The organism is [Clostridium] fimetarium (assembly GCF_900111235.1).
GTDB lineage: Bacteria > Bacillota > Clostridia > Lachnospirales > Lachnospiraceae > Clostridium_N > Clostridium_N fimetarium.
In genome coordinates this window covers 56161-69631 of the sequence record NZ_FOJI01000005.1, presented here as the reverse complement: position 1 = coordinate 69631, position 13471 = coordinate 56161, and the positions used below count along the sequence as shown (strand labels likewise).

13 protein-coding genes are annotated in these 13471 nt (G+C 32.6%); all 13 read right to left on the bottom strand.

Annotated elements, in window-relative coordinates:
• Positions 1-88: 88 nt before the first annotated feature.
• Positions 89-628, bottom strand: a complete 540-nt coding sequence (locus BMY18_RS07765) for a hypothetical protein (protein ID WP_092452415.1) — start codon at positions 626-628, stop codon at positions 89-91.
• Positions 612-3035, bottom strand: coding sequence for a glycoside hydrolase family 3 C-terminal domain-containing protein (locus BMY18_RS07760; protein WP_092452412.1), 2424 nt, complete (start codon positions 3033-3035; stop codon positions 612-614). Before BMY18_RS07760 ends, BMY18_RS07765 begins: the two co-directional genes overlap by 17 nt.
• A gap of 358 nt (positions 3036-3393) precedes the next feature.
• The gene (gene heR, locus BMY18_RS07755) at positions 3394-4176 is read right to left on the bottom strand and encodes a heliorhodopsin HeR (protein ID WP_092452410.1); all 783 of its coding nucleotides are present in this window, start codon (positions 4174-4176) and stop codon (positions 3394-3396) included.
• 37 nt (positions 4177-4213) lie between these two features.
• Positions 4214-4630, bottom strand: a complete 417-nt coding sequence (locus BMY18_RS07750; RefSeq protein WP_092452407.1) for a DUF2177 family protein — start codon at positions 4628-4630, stop codon at positions 4214-4216.
• Between the two features lie 40 nt (positions 4631-4670).
• On the bottom strand, positions 4671-5426 hold the full coding sequence (locus tag BMY18_RS07745) for a DUF1295 domain-containing protein (RefSeq protein ID WP_092452404.1): 756 nt from the start codon (positions 5424-5426) through the stop codon (positions 4671-4673).
• A gap of 13 nt (positions 5427-5439) precedes the next feature.
• Entirely contained in the window at positions 5440-7245 is a 1806-nt protein-coding gene (locus tag BMY18_RS07740) for a DegV family protein (RefSeq protein WP_092452401.1), read from the bottom strand.
• Between the two features lie 123 nt (positions 7246-7368).
• Entirely contained in the window at positions 7369-8226 is an 858-nt protein-coding gene (locus tag BMY18_RS07735; RefSeq protein ID WP_092452399.1) for a helix-turn-helix domain-containing protein, read from the bottom strand.
• Positions 8227-8601: 375 nt separating this feature from the next.
• Positions 8602-9810 carry a GGDEF domain-containing protein gene (locus tag BMY18_RS07730; RefSeq protein WP_170841344.1) on the bottom strand — a complete coding sequence of 403 codons (1209 nt, stop codon included), beginning with the start codon at positions 9808-9810 and terminating at the stop codon, positions 8602-8604.
• Positions 9811-10112: 302 nt separating this feature from the next.
• Positions 10113-10667, bottom strand: a complete 555-nt coding sequence (locus tag BMY18_RS07725; protein ID WP_092452393.1) for a hypothetical protein — start codon at positions 10665-10667, stop codon at positions 10113-10115.
• A 38-nt stretch (positions 10668-10705) separates the two neighbouring features.
• Positions 10706-11248 carry a hypothetical protein gene (locus BMY18_RS07720; protein WP_092452390.1) on the bottom strand — a complete coding sequence of 181 codons (543 nt, stop codon included), beginning with the start codon at positions 11246-11248 and terminating at the stop codon, positions 10706-10708.
• A 23-nt stretch (positions 11249-11271) separates the two neighbouring features.
• A complete protein-coding gene (locus BMY18_RS07715) occupies positions 11272-11571 on the bottom strand; it encodes a WXG100 family type VII secretion target (protein ID WP_092452387.1) in 300 nt (99 codons plus the stop codon).
• A 14-nt stretch (positions 11572-11585) separates the two neighbouring features.
• On the bottom strand, positions 11586-12893 hold the full coding sequence (locus BMY18_RS07710) for a tetratricopeptide repeat protein (protein WP_092452383.1): 1308 nt from the start codon (positions 12891-12893) through the stop codon (positions 11586-11588).
• A gap of 40 nt (positions 12894-12933) precedes the next feature.
• Positions 12934-13467, bottom strand: coding sequence for a hypothetical protein (locus BMY18_RS07705; protein WP_092452379.1), 534 nt, complete (start codon positions 13465-13467; stop codon positions 12934-12936).
• Positions 13468-13471 lie beyond the last annotated feature (4 nt).

Below are 13471 nucleotides of genomic sequence, written 5' to 3'. Positions count from 1 at the left end.
GGTAACTGTATTATAAATGATAATAATGATTGTTTCTTTTCCATTCCTGCTGTTTTTATATCTTCTTTTTATACAATTCAATAATATCTTACTTAGTATCCTTTTTCATAACGACAAACTTCATCATTGGATAATTAATTACTACCTGAATAAGGATGTTCACCATATTTGTAATTAGGGACGCCATACTCTCGCCCATACCAAAGTTGGACATCAAAAACTCAGTGCCATATCCTGACCACACCTGACAGACCAAACCCGCAAAAGCTACTGTGGCAATATACCAGCCAATTGTCTTCTTAATATCTACAGTCGCACCAAATACCAACTTGCGCTGAACGATATAATTTATAATCTGCGCACATACATAAGCACATAGAAAACCTAAGAATCCGCACAGACCAGTCCCTGCCGGTGCTGCCGGATAACGGAAGAGAAATGCATCTTCACTGATAAATCCCAGTCTTAGGAAAAGGCATGGCGTATTCACCAGCGCTCTAAATATAAATGCTGTAGTAATAAATAACACTATGAAGTTTGTAATTGTTGCAATATTGGAAAGTACATTAAACTTGATAAATTCCCATAATTGCGGATGTTTTTTTGTCCAATTATTTACTTTTTCCATGTTCTTTTATTACCTTTCTGTTGACAGTAAAACCCTTGATCAATCTTTTCAATCCTCGGAAGAAATGTCCATTTACCATGAAAAGAATAGCTTTTGCCATATCCATACTCAAAGCTCCACCTGTCATCTTAGCAATACCTCTAAATGGCATGTTATAGATAAATAATATGTTCAGATTGGGCTTACCTTTTGCTTCACTTTTGTTCTTCATATTTGTTATAATTCTATAAGCCAGTCTTGCTACAGGATTCTTTGCATAATACATCTGACAGAGTGCATCATTTATATCTAATAACCCATCTTTATTCCAATTCCCGTCTGGAATGGAATGTCCTAGTATTTCCTCATATTCAGATTTAGAAATGTCCCTGATATTTGCGCTATAATAATTACCGGTTTTATAATTGGAATAGGGTTCTTGTCTATCGTAATCTTTTGTACCTTTGATAGACACCTCTGCTTTTAATCGGATGTCCTGTACGCTAGCACCAACCATAATATGATAGATACCACTTTCCACTTCCCATTTGCCTGTTTTTACGTCATAGTAACGGAATGCCTTATCATCAAATTGAACGCTGACTGCTTGACTCTCACCAGCCTTCAAAAATACTTTTATAAATCCCTTCAATTCCTTTACTGGACGATAAATCTGTTCAGACCTAGTACCAACATATACCTGGGCTATTTCTGCTCCATCAGCTGTTCCGCTATTCCTTAGTGTGAATGTAACTTCTTTTTCATTTGCTTGCAAATCTGTGTATACAAAGGTTGTATAGCTCATGCCATATCCAAATGGAAATAACACTGGAATACCTGCTGTCTCATAATAGCGATACCCCACATACAAGCCTTCACGATATTCGCTACTTTTCTCTTTACCTGGATAATAATGATAGGCAGGAGTATCCTCATACCGCACTGGATATGTTTCATTTAGTTTTCCACTTGGGAATGCAATTCCTGTCAGCACATCTAACATAGCCGTTGCGCCAGCCTGTCCCCCAAGATAACCATGTATTACAGCTTTTACTTTATCGAGCCATGGCATTTCCACTACAGAACCCGCTGATATCACTACAATAATATTTTTATTCACTTCAAAAACGGCATCTAGCAAATCTATTTGATTTTGAGGCATCTTCATATGAATGCGGTCCAAACCTTCTGACTCACTAATCTCATCCAACCCAAGATATAAAATTACTTGCTGTGTACGTTTTGCCAGATCAACTGCATCTTGAACTAATGTCTGATTACTTCCACCTGTTCTTTCATATCCTTTTTCAAAACCTATATAATTAATCTCATAGTCAGAAATCACATCCAATGTAATGTCTAATTTTGTTGGATTTACTACCGATGAGCCTGCTCCCTGAAATCGAGGTAATTTCGCAAAGTCTCCGATAATACATGTGCTAAGATCCTTCTTTAATGGTAAGATATCATCGTCATTTTTCAAAAGGACAATGCTTTCTGTTGCTGCTCTTCTTGCTATTTTATGATGCTTTTCGATATCAAATTTCTCAGTATATACTTTTTTATCTGTAGTCATCACTATCTTCAAGAGTTCATCTAAGCGTTCATCTAGTATTTTTTCAGGTAATACACCTGATTTCACACTATCAACAATCGCTTTTGAACCATCTGCACCAGTAGATGGCATCTCTAAATGACTACCATTCTTTACTCCTAGTATGTGATCATTACTACCACCCCAGTCTGATACAACAAAGCCTTGAAAGCCCCATTCATCTACCAGTATCTCCCTGAGTAAATGTTCATTTTCATTTGCATATACACCATTAATTCGATTATATGCTGACATGATTGCTTTGGCTTTTCCTTCTTTTACTGCAATTTCAAAACCAGTCGTATAGATTTCCCTAAAAGTCCGCTCGTCTACTACTGAATCGTTTGACATTTTTCTCAGTTCCTGACTATTCGCCGCAAAATGTTTAGGACAAGATACAACTCCCTGACTTTGAATTCCTCTTACATATGCAGCTGCCATCTTGCCTGCCAGATAAGGATCTTCGCTAAAGTACTCAAAGTTTCTTCCACATAAAGGGCTACGCTTAATATTTAATCCTGGGCCAAGTAATACCTGCACATCCTGCATAACAGCTTCTTCTCCTAAGCATTTTCCCAGTACTTCTCCTAATTCTATATTCCAACTGTTTGCAATCGTTGCCGCAGTTGGAAAGCAGGTTGCTTTCAGACTTTCATTTAATCCCAAATGGTCAGATGCTCCAGCCTGTTTACGCAATCCATGCGGTCCATCTGATAAAAACATAGATGGAATTCCATATTTTTTATACCCAACAGTTTGCCAGGTATCTTTTCCGGACATCATAAACGCTTTTTCTTCTAAAGTCATCCTATCGATTATTTCTAGATATTTCATATATTTTATCCCCCTACCTCTTTTTTTTATACTTTACATTCGCTTCTTGTTTGTTACATTCAGTACTTATATATACGGGTATGCTTCTAAGAAGTTCTTATCATTTATATTAACATATAGGTAACTACTTTAATAAATTTCTGCATAATCTGTGCTTTTTTCTGCATGATTGGTCAGTCATACCATGCTAAAAAAACTTCCAAAGAGTTTCCTCTCTGAAAGTTCTCATTTTTATTAATAAATATGTATTATCTCAAAGCTATAGGGTCTAATATTTCAAATATAATATTTTCATAAGCTGTAGGATTTCAGACATTCAAAATGCCACTGTAGAAATAGGGTACTATAGAACTGATATCTAGTTGGGCTGCATAATACCTGAAAATACTAACCAGGCGAGAACAGATTTTGCCACTAAGCTCAGAATAATATAAACACGTTCACCATAGATATAAGAACTCCACTTGCCAATTTTTTTATACTGCAAAATCATATTAATTGGAAACAAGTTAAAGAATATAAAATAGGATGAAATGATTGCATAAACAAACCATGGCACTTTTGCTGGGTTACTATTACCAAAAGCATTAAGAAGTATTACAATCCAAGGAGCGATTCCTGCTATACTTCCAAATACAAAAGGACTCCAAGAAGTTTTAGCTGTATATTGATTAATTTTTTCCATCAACAAACCGAACAAATTCATGGATGCGTTTAAAGCGAAGATTAAAATTAGAGTACTAATATCATAAACACCAAAAAGAACTGATATTAAAACGATCATAATAGAAGAACTTAAAGCATACTCATACCATCTAAAGGGATTGATACCCTTTTCTAATCCACGATTGTAGATTGCATTTGTTTTAGGTAAAACAATAATGAGATGTGCAATCGCTGATATAAACAGAAACGCAGCTACTAATAATGCAAATGGCAAAGGAAAGAGCTTTTGAGAAACTGTAACCAAACGCATTTGTGTTACATCAAAAGTCAAATAATTTGAGATAATTGAGGGTGTGAAGTTTCTTGCCTTATCAAAGTATAACGCTACAAACAACATAAAACCACCTTGAATAAAATGCAAGCAACCCATAGTTATATTAAAACGTCGAAGAGATGGATAAGAAACTGATTTCATAATGATTACTCCTTTACTTCTATGTAGGCTCATGTGATTAATTAAAAAACCTTATGATTGTATAACTAATGAATGCTGTAACACCACTTACTACAGTACCCCATATTAAATCGACTACAGTAATTATCATGGGCCAATCTTTAACTGTTGCTAGATTAGTAAGGTCATAGGTAGCATAAGTTACAATTCCAAAAAACATACCTGTAAAAAGAGCTGATTTCCAGCTTTCCGCAATCAAGGCCGGATTTATGACAAATACCATAAGACCTAAAATGAATATCATGTAAAAAATAAATGCAGCTAAAAAATTAACCTTTGGAGCCATTATATAACCTAAGTGTTTGCTATATAACGATCTTGAAATAAATATGAGCCATATCATATCAATTAATAAAAATACTACCAGTGAAATAAAATAATTTCTGAAATTCTGAAACGTTAATATCGAATTCATCTAAACTCCCATCTGCCTGCATTATCAGGCTCTTTAATTGTTATTTTCCCTGAAACCAAGGAAGAAAAATACTTGTTTTACGTGCATACTCGCTGTAACCAGGCTTTTTCTTCATTGACTTTTCAAGCATTGGTACTCCTGATACAAAAACTAGAAGCAACGTTATAGTCAAGGGACTAATAATTGATAAGATTGATGCTCCTGAACTAATTGCTAAGATAAAGATACCCCACCACATCGTTGCTTCACCAAAATAGTTTGGATGACGCGTATATTTCCATAAACCTGTCATCATGATGTTGCCTCTGTTCTCTTTCTTACTAATAAATAGCTTTAACTGATGATCACCTATCGCTTCAAAATAGAAACCGATAATCCAAACCAAAATTCCCAATATCATTATAGGAATATATGCTTCTCTATCTTCATAGCTTACGAAGATCACGGATAATGAAATGAGGTACATAAAGATACCTTGAAGCATATAAATCTGAAAAAAAGCTCTTGGCAATAACCACTTCCCCCATTCTTGCCTCCAAGTTGCATATCGAAAGTCCTCCTGTTTTCCGATATTTCGTTTTAATATATGGTAAAAAAGTCGCAATCCCCAAATGGTTATGAGAACGGTAATAATAAGTTGAGTTGGTAATATTTTAGAACCTCGTAACAATATAAACCAAGCGACAAGCACGAAGCCGATTCCCCAACCGATATCAATAATTGAATTGTTTTTTATCAACGTACCTATTACAAAAAACAATATAAAATAAACTAGCATTAAATAAACAACATCCATGTTATGTACCCCCTTATTCTTCTATTATACTTACTGCAACACACCCCATACCAGAATGTATGGCAATAATTGAGGAGATTTCTGCTATAAATTCTGGTTCTTTACCTATAATCCTTGTTAATTCTTTTTTATACGCGAAAGCAAGTGCAGAATTATCTGCATGGACAATGCTGTAGCTTTTAATACCCTTTCTTTTTAAGATATTCTTTACCAATTTAAATATTTTTCGTGTCATGCTTTTCTGACTAAATCCTATACCAAAAGCCGCTCCGTTCCCATTTTTATCTAAAGTCATAATCGGTCTGAGTCCAAACATCTTACCAATTTTTCCAATGGTATTTGGTACTCTACCACTTCGGACCGCATATTCCAGTGTATTCAGACAGACATAGATGTTTGTTTTAGGAATCAGTGTTTTAATTTCCTTTACTATATCATCATGGCGGTATCCTTTATTGCGAAAATCAGCTGCAGCTTTTACAAGTAGTCCTTGTGCTCCTGAGTTCAGGCGACTGTCAATCACCGTAACTTTTTTGCCTTTTAGATCTATTTTCTTTAATTCTTGGCTAATCGTCTGATAGGTACCGCTTAACTTACTAGAAACAGTAATAAATATTAATGAATCATAAATTTCTAAAAGATTTTCTAAAAAGACTTTAACTCTTCCGGGCTCTGGTTGAGAACTGGTTGGATATGTTGTTGACTTATCGATAGCCTTAAAAAGCTGTTTCAATTTAATAGTTAATTTATCTAAATATACAGTGTCATCTAATAAGATCCCTAATGGAAGCGTATGTATTTGATTATCAAGCTTAAATTCTTCAGGAATATCAGCAATGGAATCTGTAAGAATTCCTATCGTGCTCAATCTTTTTAAATTTACGCTCTTTTGAAGTTTCATATCATCTACTTTTTGTTCAAGTAAAGAGCCATACTCTTTTAGTGTTTCTACAATTATTTCAGGTGAATCTGTATGAATATGAACCCGTACTTTTCGGTCTTGTGAAGATACAATTAATGAATCTCCATACGGACTTAACTCAGATTTTATTTTATTATCTAATTTAAAATCGTAATAATCTGAAGATGTATTGGGACGTTCTAAAAATACTTCAGTACAAAATTGATATTTATTGGTGTCATAAATATCAATTTCTTTCATAGTGTCAGTCTTCCATGGTGTACTTTCTTCAACATCACCGCCATCAAAATAATGGTTCATTCCATTTAAAAACTTAACAAATCCAGCAGCGCCTGAGTCCACGACGTGATTCACTTTTAAAATTTCTAGCTGAGTTGTAGTATGTTGTAGCGATTCATTTGCAGTCTGATAAGCTTGGAAAAAAAGATCTTGAATGCTTTCATACTTTTCATTATTATTAAAAAGAAAATTTGCCCAATCTCTAATGACGCTAATGATTGTCCCTTCAACTGGATTTTCAATGGCTTGATATAAATGCGCTACAGCACAATGCGCAATATTTGAAAATTGCTTGATATTTATAACTTCGTAGAGTTTTCCCTCTAAAGCCAATCCCTTAATATAAGATGCAAACAAAATACCGGAATTGCCTCTAGCATTTGCAAGCCCTGACACAGACATGCCATGGAGCATTTTGGAAAAGCTAACCTCTCTATGCGCTTTTTCTACCATAGCCTTCATTGTTGTTGCCATGTTCGTTCCTGTGTCTCCATCTGCTATAGGGAATACATTAATGGAATTTAAATACTTCTTATTAGAATAGACTTCTTGAGCTCCCATATTGAATAAAGCCCAAATATCAGATCCATTGATCACTTGCTTTATCGATTTTCTCATATGTTCTCCTCTCTATATTAAGAGTCTTAGCTTTAAAGTATTATATATTTTAAGTATTATAGATTTAAATACTTATAGATTTGAAAAATTATAGATTTAAGGAACTACAGATTTAAATGCTTTTTATAGTAGTTCCACTAGCTTAGAATTGGCTTCATTTATGGTTTTAAAGTAGTAATCAGCGCCAGTTAACTCACAGGCACTGTTAATATTATTAAAAGCGGATCCCCCAATTAATATTAATGGACGCTCCTTTGAATCAATCTTACTAATTGCAGAAATTAAATTAGTAGTCGGGTCAATGTGGTAAGGCATCGTTACAGATAATGTGATTGCATAAGGTTTATATTCTTGAATTGCCTTCATAAGACTACTAGTAGGTAAATTTATTCCTAAAAAGATTGTATTCCAGCCTTCTAACCAAAGAATGTCACAAAACATTCTTAATCCGATACTATGCATTTCACCACCAGGTAAGAGTGCTAAAATTGTTTTGTTTTTATTTGTAGCTCTTTCATAATTAGTAACAATATTATTCATTATATACATTGAGATCTCGGTAATTATATGCTCTTTCCATATATCTATAACACCCTGTTCCCAAATCTCTCCAGTTTCAATTAAGGATCTTTGAATTATATTTTGATATAAGTCTTGAACGCTCATACCATTATGAATAAATGAAAGAACTATTTCATAAGCTGCTTTCTTATCACCTATAAGTAGTTTATTTATATAATCTTTATAGGAATATAGACTTCTATTTGTATCAGATGTTTCAGTTTTTCCAAGTAGATAGTCCGTTGAAACATTGAACAAGTTAGCTAAAGCTGTAATTTTATTTATATTTGGTATTCTATTTCCATTCTCGTAATTTGCAATCGTAGTTTGTTCTAATCCTATGAGCTCTGCTAATTTTTTTTGAGTATAACTTGCGTTCTTCCTAAGTGTTTTAAGACGTGAACCAAAATTTTCGTTCATACTATCCTTCCTTTCATACTTTTTTACTTTCTTACTTTCTTACTTTTTCATTCTTTTATTCTTATATTCTTTTATTCTTTTATTTTATATTATATTATCACGTAGCGAAATATATAGCAATATATTATCATATATTGCGTTACGTTTATTTCATAATGAAATATATTTCAATGAATATATTTCTCTCAAGTTTATTCTTCTATTTCTAAACAAAAATAGACCACTCATTCTCTAAAACAATATTTCTTACGAAACATAGAAAATAAGCGGTCTAATATCGAACTGCGTTCGCTTTTGACGTGTTTAATATTTAATTGAATGAAAAAAGCAACAACTTTTCAGTCCATATTATGAACCGTATTCTCCCATCTCAAATCATGAACATATTGAAAGAGAATCACTATAAAGACAATATCTACTTCCTACTGTTTTTTTTGCTTCGTACATCGCACGATCAGCTTGATTAATGAGGCTATCCAAATTTTGTGAAAAATCCGGGAATATACTTATTCCTACACTAACATTAATCTGTATATTTTGTTGATTAAAAACAAGTGGGGTCTTCAATACCTCAAAGATTTTGCAAATCATCGTTTCAATGTCTGCCTCAGCATGAATATCCTTTATTAGAATAACAAATTCATCTCCTCCAACTCTTCCAATAGTGTCGGTTTCTCTAAGACATCCGTTGATTTTCTCCGTTAGGAATTTCAAAACCTCATCCCCTGCCTTATGTCCATAATTATCGTTTACGAACTTAAATTTATCAATATCTAACATCAAAACTGCAAGCTTTTGCGAGTTATCCGACTCCAAAATAGCATCTGTTATTTTGTTAAGTATATTTAATCTGGATGCAACGCCTGTAAGACAATCAATATTAGCCATTTTCAAATGCTCTTCAGACTTTTTTTCCGCTATGTCTACTGTCTGTTGAAGTAACACCATTTTAGATGTAGATGAAATACCTGTAAATACTATCACATATCCTAGGATAATAAATACAATAAACAGCAATAGGTCATAGACTGTTGCAAAATTTCTAAAGCTAACATCGATAATTGATATATTGTTCAGTAACAGTAAAAATGCAATGCTCATATATATGGACATCAAATTTATTGTATTATCCTGAACAAGCAACAATATTCTTTTATAGTTCTCGCGATACCAAGGCTTCGCTAAAATCCAAAGTAATATTATTTGTGCTAAAATTCGAAATCCATATATAAAATTAGTTACGCTTTCAACGTCAATGTAAAGTTTGGCAATCAATATTGAAACACTATAAATAATAACCGAAATCACCCAAGTGCTGATCATAACAAATATCTTTTTTGAAATAGTTTCTTCAAAAATTATATGTATATAAACTATATACATAAACATAATAATGCAAAAAATATATTTATATATAGCCATGTCATTTATCAACTGTCTAGTAACAAAAACAGCTATAATTACGATAACAGAGTTTATTAGAAATAATACATGGCAAAAGATTAACGATTTTTTCCTTGTAAGCATTGTGTGATTCAATAATGTATTCAATAACGCAATAAGCATTGCAATTATTAATCCCATAGGCATTTTCCTCCAAATTTTATATAATCTACTTTTATTAAAATTTAACAAGTTAAATGCAAATATCTACCACATTTTTTAGTTATATAATAATTATATCTTCTAAATGTCAAAATTGCAATTTATTTATTGCAATTTTCGACAAGATCCCTCTCAACATTTTACAATTTCTTACAATAAATGCTTTGTTCTTTTACTCTACAACACCTAGGTGGAAATCTAAAAAACTCCGGCATTCCAATTGTTTACCAATCGAACTGCCGAAGTTTATAAAGATACATTTTACCCGAAAAATTTATATATCATATATTGAATCCATATTCTGCTGGCATAGGTTTTATTTTACAAATACTATTTAACATTTGTAATATGGATTCCCTAACCTCATCCGTTAAATATAAAGTATTCTCAAACCATTCATTAGATTCTCTATAATCTTTTTCAATCACATTTTTCTTTTTAGGTGTAACCTTAACCAATGGCTTGCTTAGAATATGTAATTGAAATCTCACGTCGTCATAAAAAATATCTTTTATCATATTGGGAAATATGATGTAACTCTCATTTCTGACTCCGAGTTTATCCTGACGGTTTAAATTCATATAATATATCGTTAATTTTTCATTATCAAATTCAACTCTTGTTGCTGCTTCAACAATAAATTCAGGTTTTAATTTAGTCAATAACAAACCTATAAGAAGAAGAGATGGGTAAATCCTTGTTGGGGAAAATCCTATTAGTGGAATCGTTATAATCATAAATAATACCAATAATACAATCAATACGATTGTGCGTGTCTTATGTTTGTACGACTTGTTTTTTATAATAAATTTATTGCTAAATGTATAATTATTCATTTTTCCTCCATCTTTCGCTTAAGTTGCACTGGAACTAATTATCTTTTTTGCAACTGTGTACTATGATCACAAATACTCTTTATCATTTGTAATAATGGTTCTCTTACCTCGTCTGTTAAATATAAAATGTTTTGACACACTTCATCACTATCTTGATAATTCTTCTCGATAACTTCGTTTGAGCTATATGTTATTTTCACAGATCCCTTACTTACAATCTGCAATTTAGAATACTTATCATTATATCTAATTTTTTTTATTTGATTAGGAAGTATTGTATGATATTCATTTCTAATCCCCAACTTGTCATGACGATCTAAATTCATATAAGATATCGTCAATGCTCCATTTTCAATCGAAACTTTTGTCAAAATATCCGTTTGGAGTGTAGGTGCTCCCTTGGGTATAAATAAGCTAATTATAAAAATGGGTATAAATACTGTCATTACCGAAAATCCATCCATAATAAGCTGAGCTATAAGCAAAATTCCTATAAAAGACATGATTAACTTAAACAGAATTCCTGCCATCACCTTTTTGTTATCAAATACAAACTTATTACCAAATGTATAACTATTCATTATTACCTCCGTAAATGACTTTTTTACAAGTTTTTCCCAATCGAATTAACCTGGTTATATAGTGTTTGATATTCTACCTCAGCTACACCCAAACAAGATTTTAAATGATTTATAATCTTTAGTTGTCTTTCCATATTGTTTTTCCATGATGTGTCATACGTAGAGAAATATTTTGTACTTGCACCTGATTTCCAACCTGAATTCTTTAGCGTATTCATTGCTGTTTCCAACTCATTAAATGAGGTCTGCAAATCATCCGTAGCAGTTTCGTACACCACTATCGTTTGCCTTAATTGCGTTAAATCCACTTTTAAAGTTTCCATATGTGATTTCCCCCTTACATTAAGATTTCTTTTAGTGTTTTATTCATACTGAGTGCCTTGTCCATATCAGTTTTTGCCTTTATTTCCTCATTGATATCTGTATTCAATAGTGAACGCACATAAAATGCTTCTGAAAGATTTCCATCTGAAATATTGATGATGTATTCAATCATTTCAAAAGCCTTGTCATAGTTTTTTAGCTCTCTATAACATAAAGCTCTGTATAAATATAGAATCAAATTATCATGATGTGCAGAGCATGCGAATCTGAATAGTTTTTGTGCCTCCGCATATTTTTGTTGTGCAACAACTGAATTCCCCATCTTTTTATAACAAGCTGCTTGGTAATAGACTGCAGAATAATAATATTCACTTTGATTTTCATTTTCACTATTATGCTCAATGATCTTCGCACAGCATTCAAGAACTTCATTATACTCTTCATAACCAATATGTAAATGCATTAAGCAATAACACATTTCGTCATCGTATTCTTCTGACAATATTTCTTTTAATAAGATTTTTGCCTCATCAAAGTTCTCATTTGAAAATAAAATCTTTGCCTTTTCCTTCCGGATAGGATTCCAGCCTTCCTTATCTTTGGAGAATCTTTCGTCGATAAGGTTCAATGCAGAAGCATAATCATCTATGTGTTCATAATATTTAATCTTATCATAAACGAATCCTAAATCTTTAGGAAACAGTTCCATTGCATACTCAAGTACTTTATCACCTTCCTCTGCTCTATCTAAACCCAATAATGTAACAAACTTATAATGATACCCTTCGAACGTGTCAGGACGTACTTCAATCAGTTCATCGGAACTTCTTAATGCCTCCTCATACTTTTCCTGAGTAATCAATATTTCAATCTTTCGCAATCTAGCGCCGCTATTATAAGGATCGGCTTTAATTGTTTTTCCATAATAAAATAGCGCATTGCCTAGATCCCCCATATCCAAATATAAAGAACCCAGATGATAGAGAACAATAGGATCGCTATATCCACTATTCATGGACTTTGTATAGTAACTTCGCGCTGCTTCTAAATCATTTTCCATATATGCAATATTGCCTAAATGAAACAAAGCCTCACCATTATTCTTATCAATCATAAAAACTTTTTCTAATACTGCTTTCGCATCATTAAGTTTACTTGTGATAATATAAAGTTCTACCATATTTAAATAGGTATCAATCAACATTGGATCTTCCCGCTCTGCTTTTTGATACATATCCATTGCTTCCTTATATTTATCCAATCCATAAAATGAGCGACCTTGTTGATTATATTCTTCAGCTTGTGAAAACTCTTTTTCCATATGGTTAATCTCCTCTGATCTTCTAGCTTATATTTTACTTTTACTTTTGTACAATGTGCTTGTCAAAAAAGTCTATCAATACTTCTTCATTCTCAAATGTTCTTGGTATCGTGATCCAATGTGCAACCTTTTGGCTACTATTTGATCCTGACTGTATTCGTTTAAACTCGCCCTTAATTGTAATGGAACGTTTTTTTATAGTATATGAATTAACATTATTTATGTAATATGTGTCTGTGGTGCAATTACTTGAGCTTCCTGAATAATATGAAAATACAAATACATCATCAAAAACATTCAATGTTTGGGTTCCTGATCTACCATAACAATAGAGCACGTATCCTCCCAAAATCCAAAATCCTATAAAACCCTGTGAAATGGCCAAACCAAGAATTCCTCCTAGTACATTTCCATAATACAAATTTTTAGGCAACACCCAAAACATCAAAAGTCCAAGCAATGGAACACAAACGGTACTAAATAAAAACCATTTCCACGCAGACATAATATACTTTTTCCGTTTTATTTTTGATGATAATAACTCAATTTTTGATTCTTCTTTTAGTTTCATCACTATA